The sequence below is a fragment of the Streptomyces sp. NPDC006430 genome, from assembly GCF_040612395.1.
Lineage (GTDB): Bacteria > Actinomycetota > Actinomycetes > Streptomycetales > Streptomycetaceae > Streptomyces.
In genome coordinates, this window is sequence record NZ_JBEXQA010000003.1 from 40,943 (window position 1) to 64,496 (window position 23,554).

At 72.0% G+C, this 23,554-nt stretch carries 19 protein-coding genes; 14 read left to right on the plus strand and 5 right to left on the minus strand.

Features of this window, described 5'->3' with window-relative positions; translation table 11 throughout:
• Positions 1-85 precede the first annotated feature (85 nt).
• The gene (locus tag ABZZ20_RS06200; protein WP_356867310.1) at positions 86-571 is read left to right on the plus strand and encodes a DUF6099 family protein; all 486 of its coding nucleotides are present in this window, start codon (positions 86-88) and stop codon (positions 569-571) included.
• A 74-nt stretch (positions 572-645) separates the two neighbouring features.
• Here ABZZ20_RS06200 and ABZZ20_RS06205 read toward each other — a convergent pair whose 3' ends face one another.
• Positions 646-894, minus strand: coding sequence for a hypothetical protein (locus ABZZ20_RS06205; RefSeq protein WP_356868005.1), 249 nt, complete (start codon positions 892-894; stop codon positions 646-648).
• Positions 895-1,150: 256 nt separating this feature from the next.
• Here ABZZ20_RS06205 and ABZZ20_RS06210 point away from each other — a divergent pair, with 256 nt between their 5' ends.
• The 9 genes from ABZZ20_RS06210 (at position 1,151) to ABZZ20_RS06250 (ending at position 13,472) form a co-directional block, all read left to right on the plus strand.
• Complete coding sequence (locus ABZZ20_RS06210) at positions 1,151-2,074, plus strand: LLM class F420-dependent oxidoreductase (protein ID WP_356867312.1); 924 nt, start codon at positions 1,151-1,153, stop codon at positions 2,072-2,074.
• Positions 2,075-2,088: 14 nt separating this feature from the next.
• Positions 2,089-2,988 (plus strand): homocysteine S-methyltransferase, encoded by a 900-nt coding sequence (gene mmuM / locus ABZZ20_RS06215; protein ID WP_356867314.1) that lies wholly within the window; start codon positions 2,089-2,091, stop codon positions 2,986-2,988.
• A 38-nt stretch (positions 2,989-3,026) separates the two neighbouring features.
• A complete protein-coding gene (locus ABZZ20_RS06220; RefSeq protein WP_356867316.1) occupies positions 3,027-4,511 on the plus strand; it encodes a 3' terminal RNA ribose 2'-O-methyltransferase Hen1 in 1,485 nt (494 codons plus the stop codon).
• Positions 4,508-7,105, plus strand: a complete 2,598-nt coding sequence (locus tag ABZZ20_RS06225; RefSeq protein WP_356867318.1) for a polynucleotide kinase-phosphatase — start codon at positions 4,508-4,510, stop codon at positions 7,103-7,105. Before ABZZ20_RS06220 ends, ABZZ20_RS06225 begins: the two co-directional genes overlap by 4 nt.
• 194 nt (positions 7,106-7,299) lie before the next feature.
• Positions 7,300-7,767 (plus strand): hypothetical protein, encoded by a 468-nt coding sequence (locus ABZZ20_RS06230; protein ID WP_356867320.1) that lies wholly within the window; start codon positions 7,300-7,302, stop codon positions 7,765-7,767.
• A gap of 72 nt (positions 7,768-7,839) precedes the next feature.
• Positions 7,840-9,066: an arginine deiminase gene (locus ABZZ20_RS06235; RefSeq protein ID WP_356867322.1), complete on the plus strand. Its 1,227-nt coding sequence runs from the start codon at positions 7,840-7,842 to the stop codon at positions 9,064-9,066.
• Between the two features lie 103 nt (positions 9,067-9,169).
• On the plus strand, positions 9,170-10,189 hold the full coding sequence (argF, locus tag ABZZ20_RS06240; protein WP_356867324.1) for an ornithine carbamoyltransferase: 1,020 nt from the start codon (positions 9,170-9,172) through the stop codon (positions 10,187-10,189).
• Between the two features lie 168 nt (positions 10,190-10,357).
• Positions 10,358-11,185 (plus strand): enoyl-CoA hydratase family protein, encoded by an 828-nt coding sequence (locus ABZZ20_RS06245; protein WP_356867326.1) that lies wholly within the window; start codon positions 10,358-10,360, stop codon positions 11,183-11,185.
• 4 nt (positions 11,186-11,189) lie between these two features.
• On the plus strand, positions 11,190-13,472 hold the full coding sequence (locus ABZZ20_RS06250) for a bifunctional salicylyl-CoA 5-hydroxylase/oxidoreductase (protein ID WP_356867328.1): 2,283 nt from the start codon (positions 11,190-11,192) through the stop codon (positions 13,470-13,472).
• Between the two features lie 115 nt (positions 13,473-13,587).
• On the opposite strand, the gene ABZZ20_RS06255 is transcribed toward ABZZ20_RS06250, so the two are convergent.
• The 3 genes from ABZZ20_RS06255 to ABZZ20_RS06265 form a co-directional block, all read right to left on the minus strand.
• Positions 13,588-14,427 carry a GNAT family N-acetyltransferase gene (locus tag ABZZ20_RS06255; protein ID WP_356867330.1) on the minus strand — a complete coding sequence of 280 codons (840 nt, stop codon included), beginning with the start codon at positions 14,425-14,427 and terminating at the stop codon, positions 13,588-13,590.
• A 161-nt stretch (positions 14,428-14,588) separates the two neighbouring features.
• Positions 14,589-15,395 carry a PaaX family transcriptional regulator C-terminal domain-containing protein gene (locus tag ABZZ20_RS06260; protein WP_356867332.1) on the minus strand — a complete coding sequence of 269 codons (807 nt, stop codon included), beginning with the start codon at positions 15,393-15,395 and terminating at the stop codon, positions 14,589-14,591.
• Positions 15,396-15,399: 4 nt separating this feature from the next.
• Positions 15,400-17,019, minus strand: coding sequence for an AMP-binding protein (locus ABZZ20_RS06265; protein WP_356867334.1), 1,620 nt, complete (start codon positions 17,017-17,019; stop codon positions 15,400-15,402).
• 163 nt (positions 17,020-17,182) lie between these two features.
• On the opposite strand from ABZZ20_RS06265, the gene ABZZ20_RS06270 reads away from it, so the two are divergent.
• The 3 genes from ABZZ20_RS06270 to ABZZ20_RS06280 all read left to right on the plus strand — a co-directional run bounded on the left by ABZZ20_RS06270 (position 17,183) and on the right by ABZZ20_RS06280 (position 19,441).
• Entirely contained in the window at positions 17,183-18,292 is a 1,110-nt protein-coding gene (locus tag ABZZ20_RS06270; RefSeq protein WP_356867336.1) for an acyl-CoA dehydrogenase family protein, read from the plus strand.
• Positions 18,289-18,699, plus strand: coding sequence for a RidA family protein (locus tag ABZZ20_RS06275; RefSeq protein WP_356867338.1), 411 nt, complete (start codon positions 18,289-18,291; stop codon positions 18,697-18,699). Before ABZZ20_RS06270 ends, ABZZ20_RS06275 begins: the two co-directional genes overlap by 4 nt.
• A gap of 214 nt (positions 18,700-18,913) precedes the next feature.
• Positions 18,914-19,441 (plus strand): hypothetical protein, encoded by a 528-nt coding sequence (locus ABZZ20_RS06280; protein ID WP_356867340.1) that lies wholly within the window; start codon positions 18,914-18,916, stop codon positions 19,439-19,441.
• Positions 19,442-19,518: 77 nt separating this feature from the next.
• On the opposite strand, the gene ABZZ20_RS06285 is transcribed toward ABZZ20_RS06280, so the two are convergent.
• Complete coding sequence (locus tag ABZZ20_RS06285) at positions 19,519-20,889, minus strand: aminopeptidase P family protein (RefSeq protein ID WP_356867342.1); 1,371 nt, start codon at positions 20,887-20,889, stop codon at positions 19,519-19,521.
• Between the two features lie 186 nt (positions 20,890-21,075).
• Here ABZZ20_RS06285 and ABZZ20_RS06290 point away from each other — a divergent pair, with 186 nt between their 5' ends.
• Positions 21,076-23,469, plus strand: a complete 2,394-nt coding sequence (locus ABZZ20_RS06290) for a collagenase (RefSeq protein ID WP_356867344.1) — start codon at positions 21,076-21,078, stop codon at positions 23,467-23,469.
• Positions 23,470-23,554: the final 85 nt, after the last annotated feature.

The following is a 23,554-nucleotide window of genomic DNA, read 5'->3' on the forward strand; positions in this document are numbered from 1 at the left end:
GAATACCCCTGGCTTTACTGGCCCCTTGCCTTCACTCTGGGTAGTGGCGAGAACGGCGGGATGTCGTGCGGACGGGGGACGGCATATGGATGCGGTACGGCTCATCGCGGCTGGCCGGCACGCGCTGGCACAGAGCGGGGCGGCGATGGACATCGTGGGCGAGGCCTGGCAGGCCCAGGCGCTCACGCAGGGGATAGGGAGCTGGCTGGCGGTCACCGGGCCGCCGGAGCTGAGATCGGAGGCACGGGGGCTGGGTGAAGCAGGGGGCAGGGGCTGCGGGGTGCTCGATAGAGCCGCCCTACACGGAGAGGGCAGCGCGCCCGACTATCCGCCGAGAGCGGCACAACTGACCCAGGTGGCGGACGTCCGCCAAGCCCTGCTCGGGTTGCAGGCGCTGCTCGGCGAAGTGGGGATAGCCCTGGTCGGGGTGGCCTGCGCGACGGACGACGAAGGCCTCTACTGGCAGTGCATAGAGTCCATCGACGCGGCCGACGAATCGAGCGACCGGGTCCGGGCCGTCCTGCGCCGGCTGACGGTTCGCGAGCGGGGGTCCGCCTCTGGCGTGGCCTGACGGGGAGATCGAGGTCGTGGGTCCCGCGTGCACGACGGGACCCGCACGGTCAGAACGACCGGTAGGACGGGCGCTCACCGTCGAGGGTGTGGCTGCCCGGGGTCCAGCGGGGTGCCGGAGGTGCGGTCCGTGGAGGGCTGGAGGTCCGCGTCGAGCTGCGACAGGTCAGCGTTCAGGGCCCCCATCAACTCTTCCAGCTGCTGCAGCAGACCCTTCGGCGCGCCTGCCGCGGGCTCCTGACGCGCATGGTCGTGTGCTGCCTGTCCGGTCTGTCCGGTCTGTTCGCTGTGTCGGGGAGTCTCCGGCGCGGCCTCGTGGGACATGGCGGCCTCCTCGGGCCCTGGCCCTTCCAAGCCGGAAGGGGGCGGTGGGCGCACTGGCGGAAGGCCGCCTGCGCGCGGGCCGGGCGGTCCGGCTCCGTCCGAGCCAACGATCCCCATCCTGGCCGGTCACTGACCGGCCAGGGGTGGAGCATCCGGTTGACGCAGATTCACCCTGCCGGGGTGGGGGCGGGGCACCTCCGTGGGCGTCCTCCCGGACGGAGCCCGGGAGAGGTGGCGGCGAGGCAGGATGGGAGTCATGGATCTGCGTATTTTCACCGAGCCTCAGCAGGGCGCGAGCTACGACACCCTCCTGGCCGTCGCCAAGGCCACCGAGGACCTGGGATTCGATGCGTTCTTCCGGTCCGACCACTACCTGCGGATGGGCGCGGCGGACGGTCTGCCCGGGCCCACCGACGCCTGGATCACCCTCGCGGGACTGGCCCGCGAGACGCGGCGGATCCGGCTGGGCACGCTGATGACGGCCGGTACCTTCCGGCTGCCCGGCGTACTCGCCATCCAGGTGGCCCAGGTCGACCAGATGTCCGGAGGTCGCGTCGAACTGGGCCTGGGCGCAGGCTGGTTCGAGGAGGAGCACAAGGCGTACGGGATCCCCTTCCCGGGGGAGCGGATGGCCCGGCTGGAGGAGCAGCTGGCCATCGTCACCGGGCTGTGGGCGACCCCACCGGGCGGCACCTTCGACTACGCGGGCACCCACTACCAGCTGGAGAACTCCCCGGCGCTGCCCAAGCCGGCCCAGGCCAAGGTGCCGGTGCTCATCGGCGGCCACGGCGCGAAGCGCACCCCGCGCCTCGCCGCCCGGTACGCCGACGAGTTCAACATGCCGTTCGCGTCGATCGAGGACAGCGAGCGGCAGTTCGGCCGGGTGCGCCGGGCCGTCGAGGAGGCCGGCCGCAAGGCCGACGAGCTCGTCTACTCCAACGCCCTCGTGGTGTGCGTCGGCAAGGACGACGCGGAAGTCGCCCGCCGTGCCGCCGCGATCGGCCGCGACGTGGACGAGCTCAAGGCCAACGGGCTGGCCGGCTCACCGGCCGAGGTCGTCGAGAAGATCGGCGCCTACGGGGCCATCGGATGCTCCCGCGTCTACCTCCAGCTCCTCGACCTCGACGACCTGGACCACCTGGAGCTGATCTCCGGCCAGGTGCTGTCCCAGCTCGGCTGAGAAGGGCGGACCCGATGCCCCGCGCGACCAGCCCGCTCGCCGAAGCCCTGGCCCGCAGGACCGTGATCCTGGACGGCGGGCTGAGCAACCAGCTCGCCGACCAGGGTTGCGACCTGTCCGGCGGGCTCTGGTCGGGCCGGGTGCTCGCCGAGCGGCCGGACCAGGTGGAGGCTGCCCACCGGGCGTACGCGCGGGCCGGCGCCGAGGTGCTGATCACCGCGAGCTACCAGGTGGGGTACGAGGCGTTCGCCGGCCACGGGTACGACCGCGCCGAGACCACCGCGCTGCTGCACCGCAGCGTCTCGCTCGCCGCCCGGGCGGCCGAGGCGGCGGACCACGAGGTCTGGGTCGCCGCCTCGGTCGGGCCGTACGGGGCGGTGCTCGCGGACGGCTCCGAGTACCGGGGGCGGTACGGCCTGAGCGTGCGCGAGCTCGCCGCCTTCCACCGCCCCCGCATCGAAGCCCTGCTCGCCGCGGGCCCCGACGTCCTGGCCCTGGAGACCGTCCCGGACCCCGACGAGGCCGAGGCCCTCCTCACCGTCCTCGCCGAGACCGGAGCAGCCGCCTGGCTGAGCTACACCGTTGCCGACGCCCGCACGCGCGCCGGCCGGCCCCTCCCCGAGGCCTTCGCCCTCGCGGCCGGGGCTGCGGAGGTCATCGCCCTCGGCGTCAACTGCTGCGACCCGGTCGAGGTGCAGCCCGCCCTGGAAGCGGCGGCCTCCGTCACCGACAAGCCGCTCCTGGCCTACCCCAACGACGGCTCGGTCTGGGACGCGGCCACCCGCAGCTGGCACGCCCCCGAGACCCCCACCCCCTGGCCCACCGAGAGCTGGCAGCGCACAGGAGCCCGTCTCATCGGCGGCTGCTGCCGCATCGGCCCGGACCGCATCGCGCGGCTGGCCGCCGGAAAATAGGGGGCAGAACAGAAGGGTGACCAGCAAGAATCGGTCGTGTGTTCCTGACGATCTCCACCACCGGTTCCCCCGAGCGACCCGCCACGGACCTGGGCTTCCTGCTGCACAAGCATCCCGGCAAGGCGCAGGCGTTCTCCACCTCCCACGGCACCGCCCACGTGTTCTACCCCGAGGCCACGGCCGAGCGGTGCACGGCGGCCCTGCTGCTGGAGGTGGATCCCGTCGCACTCGTGCGGCGCGGTCAGGGCAAGGGTCGGGGTGGTGCTCCCGATGCCGCGCTCGCGCAGTACGTCAACGACCGTCCGTACGCCGCCTCCTCGCTGCTCGCCGTCGCGCTCAGCGGGGTCTTCCGCAGCGCCCTGAAGGGCCAGTGCGCCGCCCGCCCGGAGCTGCCGGAGCAGGCCCGCCCGCTGCGGATCGAGATCCCGGCGCTGCCGGCGCGCGGTGGTGCGGCCCTGGTACACCGGTTGTTCGATCCGCTCGGCTGGGACCTGGTCCAGGCCGAACCCGTGCCGCTCGACGAGCAGTTCCCCGAGTGGGGGGACTCCCGGTACGTGCGGCTCGTCCTGGAAGGCGAGCTGCGCCTCGCGGACGCGCTGAGGCAGGTCTACGTCCTACTGCCCGTGCTCGACGACGCCAAGCACTACTGGATCGCCCCCGACGAGGTGGACAAACTGCTGCGCGCCGGGGACGGCTGGCTCGCCGCGCACCCCGAGAACGCCCTGATCACCTCCCGCTACCTGGCCCGCCACAAGCGGCTGACCCAGGACGCCCTGGAGCGTCTGGAGCTGGTCCGGCTGGCCGAGGTCGACGGCAGCGAGATCGAGGAACTCGACAACGCCGTCGACGAGAACAGCGACACCGAGGACAGGCCCGTACCGCTCGCGGTGCAGCGGCGTGAGGCGATCCTCGCCGCGCTGCGCGCCGCGGGCGCTGCCCGGGTCCTCGACCTCGGTTGCGGACAGGGCCAGCTGGTGCAGGCCCTCCTCAAGGACGTGTCCTTCACCGAGATCGTCGGCGTCGACGTGTCGATGCGGGCCCTTGGGACGGCTGCCAAGCGACTGCGGCTGGAACGGATGGGGGAGCGGCAGAGCAGCCGCGTGCAGGTGCTCCAGGGCTCGCTGGCGTACACCGACAAACGGCTGGCCGGCTACGACGCGGCCGTGCTCAGCGAGGTCATCGAACACGTGGATCTCCCGAGGCTGCCGGCCCTGGAGTACGCGGTGTTCGGCGCGGCCCGGCCCCGCACGGTCCTCATCACCACCCCCAACGTGGAGTACAACGTCCGCTGGGAGACCCTGCCCGCCGGGCACGTGCGGCACGGCGACCACCGCTTCGAATGGACCCGTGCGCAGTTCCGCACCTGGGCCGCCGGGGTCGCCGACCGGCACGGGTACTCCGTGGAGTTCACGCCCGTCGGGGACGACGATCCCGAGGTGGGCCCGCCGACCCAGATGGCCGTCTTCACCCAGTCCGTTCCGCGGACCCCCGCCGAGACCCCGAAGGAGGGCGAGGCAGCATGACCAACGAGACCGAGACCGAGACCGAGACCGAGACCGAGACCCGGACGCACCGCGTGCTTCCTGTCACCGACCTGTCCCTCGTCGTCCTGATCGGGGCCACCGGATCGGGGAAGTCCACCTTCGCGCGCCGGCACTTCAAGCCCACCGAGGTCATCTCCTCCGACTACTGCCGGGGCCTCGTCGCCGACGACGAGAACGACCAGAGCGCGAGCAAGGACGCCTTCGACGTCCTGCACTACATCGCGGGCAAGCGCTTGGCCGCCGGCCGCCTCACGGTCGTGGACGCCACCAGCGTCCAGCAGGAGGCGCGCCGCCAGCTGGTCCAGCTCGCCCGTGCCCACGACGTGCTGCCCATCGCGATCGTCCTCGACATGCCGGAGGCGGTCTGCGCCGAGCGCAACGCCGCCCGCCCCGACCGGGCCGGTCTGCCCCGCGCCGTCATCCAGCGGCACCGTCGCGACCTGCGCCGTTCGCTGCGCGGTCTGGAGCGCGAAGGCTTCCGCAAGGTGCACGTGCTGCGCTCCGTCGAGGAGGTCGAGACCGCAGAAGTCGTCCTGGAGAAGCGCTTCAACGACCTCACTCACCTCACCGGCCCGTTCGACATCATCGGTGACGTCCACGGCTGTTCCTCCGAGCTGGAGAGCCTGCTCGCCAAACTCGGGTACGAGGACGGCGTCCACCCCGAGGGCCGCACCGCCGTCTTCGTGGGCGACCTCGTCGACCGGGGCCCGGACAGCCCCGGCGTGCTGCGCCGGGTCATGGGCATGGTCGGCTCGGGCAACGCCCTGTGCGTGCCCGGGAACCACGAGAACAAGCTCGGCCGCTACCTCAAGGGCTCCAAGGTCCAGCAGACGCACGGCCTCGCCGAGACGATCGAACAGCTGGGCCGGGAACCGGAGGAGTTCGTCCAGGAAGTCCGGACGTTCATCGCCGGCCTCGTCAGCCACTACGTCCTCGACGGTGGCAAGCTGGTCGTCTGCCACGCCGGCCTGCCCGAGAAGTACCACGGCCGCACCTCCGGCCGGGTCCGCTCGCACGCCCTGTACGGGGAGACCACCGGTGAGACCGACGAGTTCGGCCTGCCCGTGCGCTACCCGTGGGCCGAGGACTACCGCGGCAAGGCGGTCGTGGTCTACGGCCACACCCCGGTCCCGAACACCACCTGGATCAACAACACCATCTGCCTCGACACGGGCGCCGTGTTCGGCGGGAGGATGACCGCCCTGCGCTGGCCCGAGCGCGAGCTGGTCGACGTACCGGCCGAGAAGGTCTGGTACGAACCGGTCAAGCCGCTCGCCGCCGACCTGCCCGCGGAGGCCGCGGGGGAGTCCGGGGCGGGCCGCCCGCTCGATCTGGGCGACGTGTACGGGCGCCGGATCGTCGAGACCCGGCACCTGGGCAACGTCACCGTCCGCGAGGAGAACGCGGCGGCGGCCCTGGAGGTCATGAGCCGCTTCGCGGTGGACCCGCGGCTGGTCCCGTACCTGCCGCCCACCATGGCGCCCACGGCCACCTCGGACATGGACGGCTATCTGGAGCACCCGGCCGAGGCCTTCGCCCAGTACCGCAAGGACGGGGTCGCCCAGGTCGTGTGCGAGGAGAAGCACATGGGCTCCCGCGCCACCGTCCTGGTGTGCAAGGACGCCGAGCGGGCCCGCGAGCACTTCGGCGTGGAGGGCCCGACCGGTTCCGTCTACACCCGCACCGGCCGACCGTTCTTCCATGATCCGCAGGTCACCGAGGAGGTCCTCACGCGGCTGCGCGGCGCCGTCACCGACGCGGGCCTGTGGGAGGAGCTGGGCACGGACTGGCTGCTGCTCGACGGAGAGCTGCTGCCCTGGTCGCTGAAGTCCGCCGGCCTGCTGCGCAATCAGTACGCCGCCGTGGGCGCGGCCTCCCGGGCCGTCTTCCCCGACGCCCTCGCCGCCCTGGCCGCGGCTGCCGAACGGGGCGTCGACACCGGCGATCTGGCGGCCCGCCAGCGGGAACGGGCGGCCGACGCAGAGAAGTTCACGGACGCCTACCGCCGCTACTGCTGGACCACCGACGGGCTGGACGGCGTACGGTTCGCGCCCTTCCAGCTCCTGGCGGCAGCCGGGCGCTCCCTGGCGGCCGTTCCGCACGACGAGCAGCTGTTCTGGCTCGACCGCCTGGTCGCCGCCGACGAGGCGGCCGGCACCGGCCTGTTGCGCCGCACCGGCCGGATCCTCGTCGACACCGCCGACGAGGAATCCGTACGGGCGGGCACCGACTGGTGGCTGCGGCTCACGGCCGCGGGCGGCGAGGGCATGGTCGTCAAGCCGCTCCAGGCGTACGTCCGGGACGGCAAGGGCCGCTTGGTCCAGCCCGGGGTCAAGGTGCGCGGACGCGAGTACCTGCGGATCATCTACGGTCCGGAGTACACGCGTCCGGAGCAGCTGGAGAAGCTGCGCCAGCGCTTCCTGGGGCACAAGCGCTCGCTGGCGCTGCGCGAGTACGCGCTGGGGCTGGAGGCGCTGGACCGGCTGGTGGGAGGGGAGCCGCTGTGGCGGGTGCACGAGGCGGTCTTCGCCGTCCTCGCCCTGGAGTCCGAGCCGGTCGACCCCCGGTTGTGACGCCGCGCGGCGGGGTCTCGTAAATCTGGCGCCCCCGTACGGCCTCGAATTCGGTCGTACGGGGGAACTTTCCCCGAGAACTCCGGGAAAGCCACCAGCGGGATCGTTCATCCAGGGCAGCGGAATGTCCGCGAACCCGGAAGGACGGAACGTCACCTATGAAGATGACCGCGCGCGGAAGTACTGCGGCACTCATGACCTGTATGGCCGCGGTCGGCGCGGCCACCCCGGCCGTGGCCGCCGCGGTGCCGGTGGATGTCCCCCTGGGCGCCGCGAGGACCACGCTGGGCGTGGACGCTCCGCGTGTGGCCACCGCGGTGCCGGTGCCGGTCGTCGGCGCGCCGGAGGCCCCCCGCCACCACACGGGCGACCTGCTCCCGGCGTCGCTCCTTCCGGTGCTGCCGGTCGGCGCCGAATCGGGCAGCACCCTGGTGAGCTCTCCGGTACCGAACCTGCTCGGCGACCCGAAGACAGACGGCGAGGGCTCGCTGGAGGCCCCGGCCACCGATCTGTTCGCCCGTACCCCCGGTGTGGTGGTCGGCGCCCCCCTGACGGGGCCGAACGGCAGCAACTACGGGATCCCGAACCTGACCGCCCCCACGTTGGGCCTGACCGCCCCGGAACTGATCGGCGCTCCGACGGCGCTCATCGGGCTGCGCTGACGCGACAGGTCTGCGCGATCTTCTCGGTCAACGCCACGTCAAAGAGCCGTCCGGTCTGCCACCGTGTACGGCATGGGATTCCATGTCGATTCCGAGACCGGGCGGCTTCGCCGCGTCATCCTCCACCGGCCCGACCTGGAGCTGAAGCGGCTCACACCGAGCAACAAGGACGCGTTGCTCTTCGACGACGTGCTGTGGGTGCGCCGGGCCCGCCAGGAGCACGACGGCTTCGCCGACGTACTGCGCGACCGGGGCGTGGAGGTGTACCTCTTCGGTGACCTGCTGTGCGAGGCCCTGGACATCCCGGAGGCGAGACACCTCGTACTGGACCGGGTGTTCGACGAGAAGGAGTACGGGCCGCTCGCCGCCGACCACCTGCGCGCCGTCTTCGACGGACTGCCGTCGGCGGTCCTGGCCGAGGCACTGATCGGCGGGATGACCAAGCGGGAGTTCCTGGAGCGGCACGTCGAGCCGGTGTCGGTCCGCTTCCACGCCATGGAGCTGGACGACTTCCTGCTGGGGCCGCTGCCCAACCACCTGTTCACCCGGGACACCTCCGCCTGGATCTACGACGGGGTGTCCATCAACGCCATGCGCTGGCCGGCCCGGCAGCGCGAGACCGTGCACTTCGAGGCGATCTACAAGCACCACCCGCTCTTCACCGCCTCCGAGCCCTTCCACTACTGGTCGCAGGGGCAGGCGGACTACCCCTCGACCATCGAGGGCGGGGACGTGCTCGTCATCGGCAACGGTGCGGTGCTGATCGGGATGAGCGAGCGGACCACCCCGCAGGCGGTGGAGATGTTGGCGCGGGGCCTGTTCGCGGCCGGGTCGGCGACCAGCATCGTCGCGCTCGACATGCCGAAGCGGCGGGCGTTCATGCACCTGGACACGGTGATGACCATGGTCGATGGAGATACGTTCACTCAGTACGCGGGCCTGGGCATGCTGCGGTCCTACACGATCGAGCCGGGCGCGGGACTCCAGGAGCTGAAGGTGACCGACCACCCACCGGAGCACATGCACCGGGCGATCGCCGCGTCCCTCGGGCTGGACTCGATCCGGGTGCTGACCCCCACGCAGGACGTGCGCGCGGCGGAGCGCGAGCAGTGGGACGACGGCTGCAACGTGCTCGCGGTCGAACCGGGCGTGGTGGTGGCGTACGAGCGGAACGTGACGACCAACACGCACCTGCGGAAGATGGGCATCGAGGTGATCGAGATCCCGGGCAGTGAGCTCGGCCGGGGCCGGGGCGGGCCGCGCTGCATGAGCTGCCCGGTGCAGCGGGACGCCGTCTGACCGGGGAGGATCCGCGGGAGGGGAAACGAAGGGGCTGTATAGCAATGCAGTCCATCGTATAGAGTTCCATCATCCCCTGTCAGCGTCCCCCTGGAGCGTCCCCATGGCCACCGACCTCGTCGGCCGCAGTTTCCTCAAGGAGCTCGACTTCACTGCCGCCGAGTTCCGCGGCCTGATCGAGCTCGCCGCCGACCTCAAGGCGGCCAAGAAGGCCGGGGCCGAGCAGCGGCGCCTCCAGGGCAGGAACATCGCGCTGATCTTCGAGAAGACCTCGACCCGCACCCGCTGCGCGTTCGAGGTCGCCGCCGCGGACCAGGGCGCCCGCACCACCTACCTCGACCCGGCCGGCTCCCAGATGGGCCACAAGGAGTCCGTCAAGGACACCGCGCGGGTGCTCGGCAGGATGTTCGACGGGATCGAGTACCGCGGCGACAGTCAAGAGGCGGTCGAGGAGCTCGCCGCCCACTCCGGCGTGCCCGTCTTCAACGGACTCACCGACGACTGGCACCCCACCCAGATGCTGGCCGACGTGCTCACCATGACCGAGCACTGCGCCAAGCCGCTGGACCGCATCGCCTTCGCCTACCTCGGCGACGCCCGCTTCAACATGGGCAACTCCTACCTGGTGACCGGCGCCCTGCTCGGCATGGACGTACGCATCGTCGCGCCGAAGGCCTACTGGCCGGCCGAAGCCGTGGTGGCCCAGGCGCGCGAGCTCGCGGATGCCAGCGGGGCCCGGATCACGCTGACGGAGCAGGTGGCCGAGGGCGTGGCCGGGGCGGACTTCGTCGCCACCGACGTATGGGTCTCCATGGGCGAGCCCAAGGAGGTCTGGGACGAGCGGATCGCCGCCCTGGCGCCGTACGCCGTGACCATGGAGGTGCTGCGCGCGACCGGAAACCCGGACGTGAAGTTCCTGCACTGCCTGCCGGCCTTCCATGACCTGGGCACCGCGGTCGGCCGGGAGATCCACGAGCGGCACGGGCTGGACTCGCTGGAGGTGACGGACGAGGTGTTCGAATCCGCACACTCCGTCGTCTTCGACGAGGCCGAGAACCGGCTGCACACGATCAAGGCCGTACTCGTCGCGACGCTCGCCCGCCCGACCGTCCAACCCGCATAGTCATGCGGATCGCGCCGCCCCGGTGAACCACGCGGCCTCGCCGCGCCCGGTGCGGCGGGTCAGGGGCGGGGGCGGGGCCCTTCGGTGGAGCGGGCGCACCCGCGCCCTCTTCACTCGACTGTCGCGTCTTCGTGACGGTGGTCACGATGCGGTGATACCGTCGATCGGGTGAGCCCCTTCATCGGTTCCACAGCAGCGACCGAACGGTGGCGCCACCTGCGGGTGGCCCGGCAGGACGGCGTGGCCACCGTCACCCTCGACCGCCCCGAAAAACTCAACGCCCTCACCTTCGGCGCCTACGCCGACCTGCGCGACCTGCTCGCCGAGCTCTCCCGGGAGCGGTCCGTACGCGCCCTCGTGCTCGGCGGCGAGGGGCGCGGCTTCTGTTCCGGCGGAGACGTGGACGAGATCATCGGCGCCACCCTCGCCATGGACACCGCCCAGCTCCTCGACTTCAACCGGATGACCGGCCAGGTGGTGCGGGCGCTGCGCGAATGCCCCTTCCCGGTGATCGCCGCGGTCCACGGCGTCGCCGCCGGCGCCGGCGCCGTCCTCGCCCTCGCCGCCGACTTCCGGATCGCCGACCCCACCGCCCGCTTCGCCTTCCTGTTCACCCGCGTCGGCCTCTCCGGAGGCGACATGGGCGCCGCGTACCTGCTGCCCCGCGTCGTCGGCCTCGGCCACGCCACCCGGCTACTGATGCTCGGAGAACCCGTCCGTGCTCCGGAGGCCGAGCGCATCGGCCTGCTCAGCGAACTCACCGAGGAGGGCCAGGCCGACGCACGGGCCGCCGAACTCGCCGCCCACCTGGCCGCCGGGCCCGCCCTCGCCTTCGCCCAGACCAAGGCGCTGCTGACGGCAGAGCTCGACATGCCGCTGGCCGCTTCGGTCGAGCTGGACGCCAACACCCAGGCCCTGCTGATGAACGGCCGGGACTACGCCGAGTTCCACGCCGCCTTCACCGCGAAGCGGCCCCCGGAGTGGAAGGGCAGGTAGCCGCATGTCCGCTCGCGCCATGCCGGTCGAGGCCCCCCGGCGCGTCCTGCGGGTCGCCGTCGTGGGCGGCGGGCCGGGAGGACTGTACGCCGCCGCACTCCTGGCCCGGCAGGGCCACACGGTCGAGGTGTGGGAGCGGGGCACCCCCGAGGACACCTTCGGCTTCGGCGTGGTGCTCTCCGACGAGACCCTCGGTGGCATCGAGCAGGCCGACACCGCGGTCTACGCCGCCCTCAGCGCGGAGTTCGTGCGCTGGGACGACATCCAGATCGTGCACCGGGGACGGTTGCTCACCTCCGGCGGCCACGGCTTCGCGGCCCTGGGCCGGCGCAGACTGCTGGAGATCCTGTACGAGCGCTGCGCCGGACTCGGGGTGAAGCTCCACTTCCGCGCCGCGGCGCCCGCCGCCGAACTACTGGCGGCCTGCTACGACCTGGTCGTCGCGGCCGACGGAGTGCACAGCGCGACCCGGCAGAGCGGGGCCGCTCACTTCCGGCCGACGCTGACGAGCGGGCGCTGCCGCTACATCTGGCTGGCCGCCGACTTCGCCTTCGACGCCTTCCGCTTCGAGATCGCGGAGACCGAGCACGGCGTGGTGCAACTGCACGCGTACCCGTACTCCGCGGACGCCTCCACCGTGATCGTGGAGATGCGGGAGGAGGTGTGGCGGGCCGCCGCCTTCGACCGGTGCGACGAGAACGAGTCGGCCGCCCGCTGCGCCAAGCTCTTCGGCGAGGCCCTGCGCGGCCGACCGCTGCACGGCAACCGCTCGGCGTGGACGCAGTTCCGCACCGTCGTCAACGAGCGCTGGTCACACGGCAACGTGGTGCTGCTCGGCGACGCCGCACACACCGCGCACTTCTCCATCGGCTCCGGCACCAAGCTGGCCGTGGAGGACGCGCTCGCGCTCGCCGAAGCCGTGGGCGCGCGGTCGGACGTGCCCGCCGCCCTGGCCGCGTACGAGGCCGCCCGGCGACCGGCGGTGGCCTCGACCCAGCGCGCCGCCGCCGCCAGCATGCGGTGGTTCGAGGAGCTCTCCGGATACGTCGAGCAGCCGGCCCGGCAGTTCGCCTTCAACCTGCTCACCCGCAGCCGCCGGGTGACCCACGACAACCTGCGGCTGCGCGACGAACGCTTCACCCGGGCCGTGGAACGGGACTTCGGCTGCCCGGACGAGGCGACCCCGCCGATGTTCACCCCGATGCGGCTACGCGGGCTGACCCTGCGCAACCGGGTCGTGGTCTCCCCGATGGACATGTACTCGGCGCAGCACGAGGACGGGGTGCCCGGAGACTTCCACCTGGTGCACCTGGGCGCGCGGGCCCTCGGCGGAGCCGCCCTGGTGATGACCGAGATGGTGTGCGTGTCCGCGGAGGGCCGGATCACCCCCGGCTGCACCGGGCTGTACACGGCGGAGCAGGCGGCAGCCTGGACCCGGATCACGGACTTCGTCCACACCTCGGCGCCCGGTACCGCGCTCGGGGTCCAACTCGGGCACTCCGGCCGCAAGGGCTCCACGCGGCTGATGTGGGAAGGGATGGACGATCCCCTCCCGGAGGGAAACTGGCCCGTGGCCGCCGCTTCGGAACTGCCCTACCGGCCGGGCGTCTCGGCGATCCCCCGCGCGCTCACGGCGGCCGACCTCGCGTCGATCCGCTCCCAGTTCGCGGCAGCCGCCGTACGGGCCGCGGGCTGCGGATTCGACCTGCTGGAACTGCACTGCGCCCACGGCTACCTGCTGTCCGGCTTTCTGTCCCCGTTGACCAACCACCGCGGCGACGCCTACGGGGGGACGCTGGAGAACCGGCTCCGCTTCCCGCTGGAGGTCTTCGACGCGGTCCGTGCCGTCTGGCCCGACGACCGTCCGATGACCGTCCGCATCTCGGCGACCGACTGGGCGCCGGGCGGCACCCGTGCCGAGGACGCGGTCCACATCGCCGACGCCTTCGCCGCCCACGGCGCCGACGCCATCGACGTGTCGACCGGCCAGGTGGTGGCGGACGAGGCCCCCGAATACGGGCGCTCGTACCAGACCCCCTACGCGGACCGGATCCGCAACGCACTCGGCGTTCCGGTCATCGCCGTGGGCGCCATCTCCTCCTGGGACGACGTGAACTCCCTGCTGCTGGCCGGCCGCGCCGACCTCTGCGCGATCGGCCGCCCCCACCTGTACGACCCGCACTGGACCCTGCACGCCGCCGCCGACCAGTCCTACGAAGGCCCGGCCGCCCCCTGGCCGGCCCCGTACCGGGCCGGCAGCCGCAAACCGCCGACCGGCCGCGGCTGAGGCGGGATCGCCCGCCGCCGAGCGCCAGGCACTCGTGGCACAGCGCCGCCATTGCACGACGTTCGCGGCCGTACCCGCAGGAGTTCTGGGGGTGCGCCGGATTCCGGCGGGGCGCTCACACGGCGGCCACCACGACGCGGTCCTCGACCGGGGTGTAGCCCAGGCGCTGGTAGATGGCGTTGCTGGTCGGGTTGGCCAGGTCCGTGAAGAGCAGCACCTCCGAGGCGCCGGCCGCGTACGCCGCTTCGCTCACCGCGTGCGTGACCCCGGCGGCGTACCCGCGACCGCGCAGCTCCGGCGGGGTGTACACCGGGCCGACGCGGGAGACCGCGCCGATCGCGCGGAAGAACCCGGCCATCGACACCGGAGTCCCGGCGTCCTCCCAGAGCAGCATGCCCCCGTACGAGAGCCGGTCGCGCAGGAAGGCTTCGGAGGGGCCTCCCGGCTCCCCGGTCTCCCGCTTGAAGGCGCCGGCCCAGTCCATCAGCAGCGGCAGGTCGGCCGGGGTGGCGGCCCGGGCCTGCCCGGCCGGCGCGGGATCCGGGGCGAGGAGTCCGGCGAGCCGGTACAGCCGGTTCTCCTCGGTGACCTCGCTCCGCTTCCCCCAGGCCGCGGCCAGCGCCTGCACATCGTGGCGGCGGGCGTTCAGCGCGTCGACCCCGGCGAGCAGCGGCTCGGCGGCGAGCGCGGTCCCCAGCGCGCGGACGGCCTTCTGCGGCAGCGCCCCGATCAGCAGCGGATGCGGCGGGGTGCACAGCAGGGCGCCGCTGACGTTCCCGTCGGCGGCGGTCCACCAGCCGAAGAACGGCTCGACGGACCCGTAGGCGTTCGGGCCGCGCCGCTCCAGCGCGTCCGTCACGGTCAGCAGGGTGGTGTTGGCGACGGGCTCGCCGGCCACGGCCGGGCCCGCCGCGGCCAGATAGGCCGCCAGGTCATGGGTGAAGGTCCACGTCATGGCTCATGATGGCGCCGGATCGGCTCCCCCGCACATGAGTATGACGCAGGCGGCCAGGCCGGCCACCACGGGAACGCAGGCCGCCGCGGGGACGGGAGCGGCGGTGGGGGCGGAGGACGATCAGGAGGCGTCACACCCCCTCGTGGCGCCGCCCCCGGCGGCTAGGGTTCCACGAACTCCGCGCCGACGTCCCGCAGCCGGGAGTGCAGTTCGGCGAAGACGGCCGCCGCCCGGTCGCCCGGCCAGTCCGCGGGCAGCAGCTCGCTCGGCAGGCCCGGGTCGGCGTACGGGAGGCGGCGCCAGCTGTCCAGGGCGAGGAGGTAGCTGCGGTAGGCCTCCTCGGGGGTGGGGGCCGGACCCGTCTGGAGGGCGCGCAGCACCGGTTCGTGCAGGTCGAGGAACTCCTCGTGCTGCTTGGCCAGGGAGGCCAGGTCCCACCAGCGGGCCACCGCCTCGACGGTCGGGGCGAAGCCGAGGTGGCCGCCGCGGAAGAGCTCCACGTACGCCGTCAGGTGCAGCCGGTCCAGGGTGTGCCCGGTCTCCTCGTACAGGTGGGCGGGGGCGATCCACACCCCCGGCGCCACCGCGCCGAAGCCGAGCCGGGCGAGCCGCGAGCGCAGCAGGTGCCGCTTGTGCCGCTCCTGCTCCGGTACGGAGAACACCGCCAGCAGCCATTCCCCCGACGGGTGCGCGTCGCGCTGCCCGTAGATCCGCCGGTCGCCGTCGTCCAGCAGCTGCCGGGCCTCCGGGGACAGCTCGTAGCCCGCCGAGCCGTCCCCGGCGCGCGCGGGCAGCAGGAAGCCGCGCCGCTTCAGTCGGGACACCGACGAGCGGACCGACGGAGCGTCCACGCCGGCCACGCCCAGCAGGCGGATCAGCGCGGACACCGGGACCGGGCCTTCGAAGGCCCGCCCGTAGGCTCCGTAGAACGTGACGATCAGGGATCGCGGGGTGTGCTGCTCGACCACGGGTTCACTCTAGATCGCGCAGCCGGAACCGTTGCAGTTTCCCCGTCGCGGTCCTGGGCAGCGATTGCAGGAAGACGAAGGCGCGGGGGCACTTGTGCGGTGCCAGTTCGGCCCGCATGAACGCGCGCAGGGCCTCCTCCGTCAGTGCCGAACCGACCCGCGTGACGGTGTAGGCCACCACGATCTGCCCGCGTCGCTCGTCCGGGCGGCCCACCACCGCGGCCTCCACCACGTCCGGGTGGCGCATCAGGGCTTCCTCCACCTCCGGGCCTGCGATGTTGTAGCCCGCCGAGACGATCATGTCGTCGGCGCGGGCGACGTAGCGGAAATAGCCCTCCGGGTCGCGGACGTAGGTGTCCCCGGTGAGGTTCCAGCCGTTGCGCACGTACTCCGCCTGCCGCGGATCCGCCAGATATCGGCAGCCCACCGGGCCGCGGACGGCCAGCAGCCCCGGCACGTTGTCCGCGACCGGGCGTCCGGAGCCGTCGACCACCTGCGCCTGCCAGCCCGGGACCACCCGGCCGGTCGCACCCGGACGGATGTCCGCGTCGGCCGCGGAGATGAAGATGTGCAGGAGCTCGGTGGCCCCGATGCCGTTGATGATCCGCAGGCCGGTGCGTTCGAACCAGGCCCGCCAGGTGGCGGCCGGGAGGTTCTCGCCCGCCGAGACGCAGCGGCGCAGGGCGGACAGGTCGTACGCACCCACGTCGTACGGGCCCAGGTCGTCCAGCATCGCCCGGTACGCGGTGGGTGCGGTGAACAGCACCGTGACCCGGTGCTCGGCGAGGGCGGGCAGCAACCTGCGCGGGACCGCCTGGTCCAGCAGCAGTGCACAGGCCCCGGCGCGCAGCGGGAAGACGAGCAGGCCGCCGAGGCCGAAGGTGAAGCCGAGCGGGGGACTGCCCGCGAAGACGTCGTCGGGGCGGGGGCGCAGGACGTTGCGGGAGAAGGTGTCGGCGATGGAGAGCAGGTCGCGGTGGAAGTGCATGCAGCCCTTGGGGCGGCCGGTGGTGCCCGAGGTGAACGCGATCAGGGCCACGTCGTCGGCGGAGGTCTCGACGGCGGCGAAGGCCCCTTCGTGCCGCTCGGCCAGGTGGACCAGGTCGTCGGGGGTCGCACCGCCGTACGGGGTGATCCGCAGGCCCGGCACCTCGGCCTTGGCCAGATCGTCCAGCACGCTCACGTGGCACAGGGCGTACTGCACCCGGGCCATTGCGCAGACCGTGGCCAGCTCGTGCGCCCGCTGCTGCGGCAGGACGGTCACGGCCACCGCACCCGCCTTCACCACCGCCAGCCAGCAGGCTGCGAGCCAGGGGCCGGTGGGGCCGCGCAGGAGCACCCGGTTGCCGGGGACCACGCCGAGATCGACCGTGAGGACACGGGCGAGGCGGTCCACGCGCTCGCGCAGCTCCCCGTACGTCCACACCTCGCCGGCGCCGCTGCGGAAGGCCGGGCGGTCGGGCCCGAACCGGGCGATGGTGGCGTCGAGCAGTTCGGCGCCGCAGTTGAGCCGGTCCGGATAGGCCAGCTCGGGGAGCTCGAAGAGGAGTTCCGGCCAGGCGTGGGCCGGCGGAAGGTGGTCGCGCGCGAAGGTGTCGGCGTGGGCGGATGGCTTGAGCTCCAAGGCGGGTTCGCCCCCCTTGCAACGGCAGCGGCCCCGGGCGGGGGACCGAAGTGGTGGAGCAGGCCGTGCGGTTGGTCTCCCGGCCACGGCTGGGAGGCGCCCCATGAGCGTATCGTGATGGTGACGGCAGTCAATGGGACGCGATAGAAGCGGGGATATTCGGATGACCGGATTCGCGCTCGGGGCGGAACAAGAAGAGTGGTGCGGGCAACTGCGCGCGCTGGCGGTCGATCGGCTGCGGCCGCTCGCCGAGAAGGGCGAGCCGGGACGGGTCAACCGCCCGTTGCTCGCGGCACTGGGCGAGCTGGGCCTGCTGGAGCGGGTCTTCACCTCGGGGGCGTTGGAACTGTGCCTGCTGCGCGAATCCCTCGCGTACGGGTGCACGGAGGCGGAGACGGCCCTCGCCCTCCAAGGATTGGGGGCGTACCCGGTGCTCCGCTCGGGGACGTCGGAGCAGCGGACGCGCTGGCTGGCACGGGTGCGCACGGGCCGCGCGGTGGCGGCCTTCGCGCTGAGCGAGCCGGGGGCGGGCTCGGACGCGGCGGCGCTGGCCCTGGTGGCCGCCCCCGCGGGGGAGGGGTGGCGGCTCAGCGGCGAGAAGTGCTGGATCTCCAATGCCCCGGAGGCGGATTTCTACACCGTGTTCGCCCGAACGGGTGAAGGGCCGGGTGCAAAGGGCGTCACCGCCTTCCTGGTCCCGGCCGATCGTCCCGGAGTGTCGGGGGAGTCCCTGGACATGCTCTCCCCCCACCCGATCGGCCGGCTCTCGTTCGACGGGGTCCCGGTCGGTGCGCAGGACCTGCTGGGCGAGCCCGGCCGGGGTTTCCGGGTGGCGATGGACACCCTGAACCTCTTCCGGCCGAGCGTGGGCGCCTTCGCGGTCGGTATGGCCCGGGCCGCACTGGACGCGACGCTGGCGTACACGGCGGCGCGGCCCGCCTTCGGGGGTGTGCTGGGCGACCTCCAGGCGGTGGGCCACCGGGTCGCCGAGATGGCCACCCGTACCGAGGCCGCCCGGCTCCTGGTCTATGCGGCGGCGGGCGCGTACGACGCCGGCTCTGCGGACGTTCCGCGCCGGGCCGCGATGGCGAAGCTCCTCGCGACGGAGACCGCACAGTACGTGGTGGACCACGCCGTGCAGTTGCACGGGGCCGTCGCCCTGCAGCGCGGCCACCTGTTGGAGCACCTGTACCGGGAGGTGCGGGCTCCGCGGATCTACGAGGGTGCGAGCGAGGTCCAACGCACGATCATCGCGAAGGAGCTCTACCGGTGAGTATCGAGAGGATCAATCCGGCGGAGCTCTCCCCGCCGGCGGGCTTCTCCCACGCAGTGGCCGCGAGCGGCTCCCGGCTGGTCTTCCTGGCCGGCCAGACCGCGCTCGACGCTTCGGGCAAAGTGGTGGGGGACACCCTGCCCGAGCAGTTCGAACGCGCCCTGGGCAACCTCCTCGCGGCGCTCGTCGCCGCCGGCGGCACCCCGGCGGACCTGGCCCGGGTGACGGTCTATGCGGTGGACGTGGACGCGTACCGCACCCACGCGCCCGAACTCGGCCGCATCTGGCGGCGGATGGCCGGCCGCCAGTATCCGGCCATGGCCGTCATCGGTGTGGTCCGGCTCTGGGACGACACTGCCCTGGTCGAACTGGATGGTATCGCCGTGCTCGACGCACCGCCGCCCTGACTGCCGCACCGTCGCCCCGTTCAGGTCCAGGTGCTGTTGCCGGCATCACGGTGCGGGGCGGCGGCTCCGGCTTTTGACACGGGTGGGGATCAGAGGGAGGGTGGAAATGACCCTTTTTGTAAGGAACGTCATCAATGCTCGGAGGTGCATCACCATGCGCCGTGGGATCATCACAGCAGCTGTTGCCGGGGCAGCCGGCATCACGCTGGGTTTGATGCCCGTTAGCGGGGCCTTCGCGGCAGGCCCTTCGCAGGCCCCGCAGACCTCGCAGACCTCGCAGAACAACCAGTGGTGCCGCGACCACTGGCGCGACAACGACAGCTGGCGTTACCGCTACTGCTGCGACCCCCACCGCTGGAACAACCGGCACGACAGGCCGTACTGGTGCTGGGACCTGGACTCGTGGTACGACGGCCGCCACCACAACTATTGGAATGACAACGGCCGGTACAACAACCATTGGAATGACGACGGCCGATACAACAACAATTGGAATGACGGCCGGCACGACTCCAACGGCGGCCGCGACAACGGTGGCCGGGGCGGCGACGGCGGCTACGACAACGGCGGCGGCGGTGGCGGTAACGGCGGCCACGACAGCGGTGGCAACGGCGGTGGCAACGGCGGCGGTGACGGCGGCGGTGGCGGCGGTAACGGCGGCGGCGGTGACGGCGGCGGCGGTGGCGGCGGTAACGGCGGTAACGGCGGCGGCGGTGGCGGTAACGGCGGTAACGGCCGCTAGTACAACCCCTCCGTGAGCGGGCCCGGGGCCTCCGTGAGGCGGTAGCACCGGTGCCCGCCGGTCGGTGGGGCGGACGCTCAGCCGGCCATGAGAGTCCCCATCCACTCTTCGATGCCCGCCACCGTGCGCGGCAAGGCGCCCGACATCAGTCGGGCGCCCTTTGCTGTGATGACCAGGTCGTCCTCGATGCGCACGCCGATGCCGCGCAGCTCCGCGGGCAGGGTTTCGTCGTCCGGCTGGAGGTACAGGCCGGGCTCGACCGTCAACACCTGACCCTCTTCCAGGACCCCGTCCAGGTAAGTCCGTGCCCGCGCCTTCGCGCAGTCGTGGACGTCCAGTCCCAGCATGTGACCGCTGCTGCACAGCGTGTACCGCCGGTGCAGATCGCCCTCCGCGTGCTTCAGGACCCCCCATTCCGCCAGGCCCTCCGCGATCACCCGCATTCCGGCCCGGTGGAAGTCCCTGAAGCTCGCCCCGGGGCGCAGCGCTGCCATGCCCGCCTCCTGGGCGGCCAGCACCAGTTCGTACACCTGCCGCTGCACCGGGGAGAAGCGCCCCGACAGCGGGACGGTGCGCGTGATGTCCGCCGTGTAGAGCGTGTCGGTCTCCACGCCCGCGTCCAGTAGGAGGAGCTCGTCCCGGTCGAGCCGGCCGTCGTTGCGGATCCAGTGCAGGACGCACGCGTGCGCGCCCGACGCCGCGATCGTGTCGTACCCGGTGCCGTTGCCCTCCGCCCGGGCGCGCAGGCCGAAGACCCCCTCGATCCACCGCTCGCCGCGCGGGTGCGCCAGGGCGCGCGGCAGCGCCCGTACGACGTCCTCGAAGCCGGCCGCCGTGTGGTCGACGGCGAGTTGGAGCTGTTCGACTTCCCAGGCGTCCTTCACCAGGCGCAGTTCGGAGAGCGCTGCGGCCAGTTCCGGGTCCGTCGCGGCGTTGCGGCCCACCGGGGAGCCGAGGGAATCCAGGTGGGCGCAGCGCAGGCCCGTCAGGCGCTCCGCCTCCGCCAGGTCGGGGCGGCGGCCGACCCAGAACTCCCCGTACCGGCGGTCGCGGTAGAACTCTTCGTTCCCGTCCGCGCGCGGGGAGCGGGGGCGCAGGTACAGGACGGCTTCGTGGCCGTGCGGCCCCGAGGGTTCCAGTACGAGGACGTGGCCCACCTGGTCCTCACCCGTCAGTCCGGTCAGCCAGGCGTACGCGCTGTGCGGGCGGAAGCGGTGGTCGCAGTCGTTGGAGCGGACCTTGAGCTCGCCGGCCGGGACGATCAGTCGCTCGCCCGGGAAGCGCGCCGAGAGCCGGGTGCGGCGGGCCGGGGTGACGGCGTACGCGGGCACGCGTGCGGCGTCGGGGAGGGGTGTCGCGGCCCAGTCGGCAGCCATGAAGCGGGACAACTCTGCTGATACCGGCAGGTCGTGGCTGCCGATGTTGAGGCGGGAGGGGGTGTCGGCCATGAGGGCTCCCTCAAGAAGATGTGAACTGGTGGGCGCACAGGTCTTGTCAGTGCAATTTCACATTACTATGTTACAGCTCACACCGCGGCACGTTAATACCCGTCAAACGCCGTGTGACACAAGGCGGTTCACGCATCACGCCTAGCGCGCCATGTCCCCCACCTCCCTTCCCCACAGGAGTCCTTGGTGTCCCAGCACAGAGCTGTGCGTACGTCCCTCCTCTCCGCCGCCGTGGCGGTCACCCTCCTCGCCACTGCAGGCCAGGCCGTGACCCAGGCCGCCGAGCGGGCTCCCGCGGTCGCCCCCGCCCCGGCCGCCGCGCCCGGAACCTTCACCTCCGGCGCCCCCGGAGCGAACCCGTTCGACGAGGTCGACCACCTCGCGTCGCCCAAGGAGGCCGTCGCGGCGCCCTCCCAGGCTCCCGGCGGGATCGCCCTCGACGGCCGCACCCCCGGGGCCCACCCTGCCGCCGCTGCGACCGCCGCCCGCACCGAGAAGGGCGGCAAACCCGCGGCCTCCCAGGCCGCGCCCACCGGGAAGACCCTCGCCGCCGGCGTCCCCTGCACCCTCGACGGGATCACGAACCTCACCCCGGAGCAGCTCGCCGACTTCCTCGGAGACCAGGCCGTCACCGCCGAAGGTTGTCTGCGCGGCCTGATCTGGACCTGGGACGCCCGCCTGGCCCCGGTCATGTCCGACGCGCACGTGCAGGCCGTCTCCCGGCGGATATCCGCCCTGTCCGCCGCCCACGACGGCCGCAACTCCTCCCGCCTGGAGGAGATGTTCACGTACCTGCACGCCGTCGTCTACCACGACTACTCGCGTTCCGAGATCGACGTCACCGATGCCCCGACGGTGGACGCCATGCGACAGGCCGTCGCCGACTTCGGGAACGCGGCCCACACCTTCGACGTCACCGCCTCGAACGCCCGGACCCTGCGCGAGGCCCTCTACGCCGCCAGCGCACCCGGCCTGCGCCAGCACCAACTGGGGCTCATCAAGAAGGTCCTGGCCACCATGGACCCGGCCCACACCGCCACCAACCAGGACGGTTCCTGGGCGGGCGCGGCCCTCGCCGCCCTGTCCGTCAACTACCTGGGCGTCTACCCGGGCAACCGCGACTCCGCGTTCCACGCGGCGGTGGCCGCCGACGCCTCGTACCGCGCAGCCTTCAAGGCCTTCGCCACGTACACCCACCTCAAGGGGACGAACAACGCCTGGGTGGCCCGCGACGCCCTCGGCGAGTACGGCCGCTTCGGCCAGGTGGAGGGCCTCAGGGACCCGATCGTCGCGGACCTCGGCGTCCTGCTGTCGCAGGTCAAGTCCACCTTCGGTGACGGCAGCGAGCCGTGGGCCAAGATCGTCTCGTGGCTCAACACCTACGACGCCTGCAAGCAGTACGGGGTGTGCAAGGAGGACATCGAGAAGCAGCTCTTCCCGAACACCTTCACCTACGACAACGGCGCCATCAAGGTCCGCACCGCGCTCGACCGGGCGGCAGTCGACCAGCTGTACTACGCGAGCAAGCAGGTCAAGACGCAGTTCCACCGCGTCCTGGGCACCGACCAGCCGCTGGCCGGCGACCCCAACGCCACGCTGAACATCGTGCTGTACGCCTCCCGTGCCGACTACGTGAACTACCAGCCGATCCTGACCGGTTACGGCACCAACAACGGCGGCATGTACATCGAGAACGGCGCCACCTTCTACACGTACCAGCGGCGCGTCCCGCAGGACTCCAGCCTCACCCTCGAAGAGCTCTTCCGCCACGAGTACACGCACTACCTCAACGGCCGCTTCGCCGTCCCCGGCTTCTTCGGGGAGGGTCCCTGGTACGAGGGCGACCGGACCACCGCCATGGACGAGGGCACGGCCGAGTTCTTCGACGGCGCCACCCGCGACAACGGCATCGCCGTCCGCAAGTCCCTGGTCAAGAGCATCATCAGCGACACGTCCGGCGGTGGGCCCCGGATGACCGTCGAGCAACTGCTCAACGCGACGTACGACGGCGACGGCTTCCGCTTCTACAGCTACGCGGGCACCTTCTTCGAGTTCCTGTGGACCGAGAAGCCCTCGCTGCTGCGGGAGATGTACACCCACCTGCGCAACAACGACGTCGCGGCGTACGACGCCTGGCGCCACCGGATGGGCTCGGACACCTACCTCCAGCGCGACTACGACCGCTTCCTGGACGCGCAGATCGCCAAGGTGGACCAGCTCTACGTGCCGAACACCTCGTTCACGCCCAACGGCCAGCTGCGCGACTCCGCGCTGGCGGACGTGAAGTCCACCTTCGCGACGGCCACGTACAACACCCCCGACTGCGTGGAGAACGGGGACCCGGGCAAGCGCCGGTTCACCTGCACCGGCCGGATCAGCGCCAACCTGAAGAACTGGCGCAGCGACGACCAGAACTTCAAGGACATGTCGGAGACGGTGGACTACTTCATCCTCGACCGGGCGGGCGCGGCCTCCAACAACCTGGCCGACATGAACTGCTCCTTCGGGCCGGTGGAGATCTGGTCCAACCACGTTGCGGGAACGTCGAGCTACAGCTGTGAAGGTCCGCTGCGCAGCTGATCCCGCGGCCGGGTCGGTCCCTCACCTGAACGGGGGGAGGGACCGACCCGGCCGACCCTAGGCACCCAATAAAGAATGTGACATA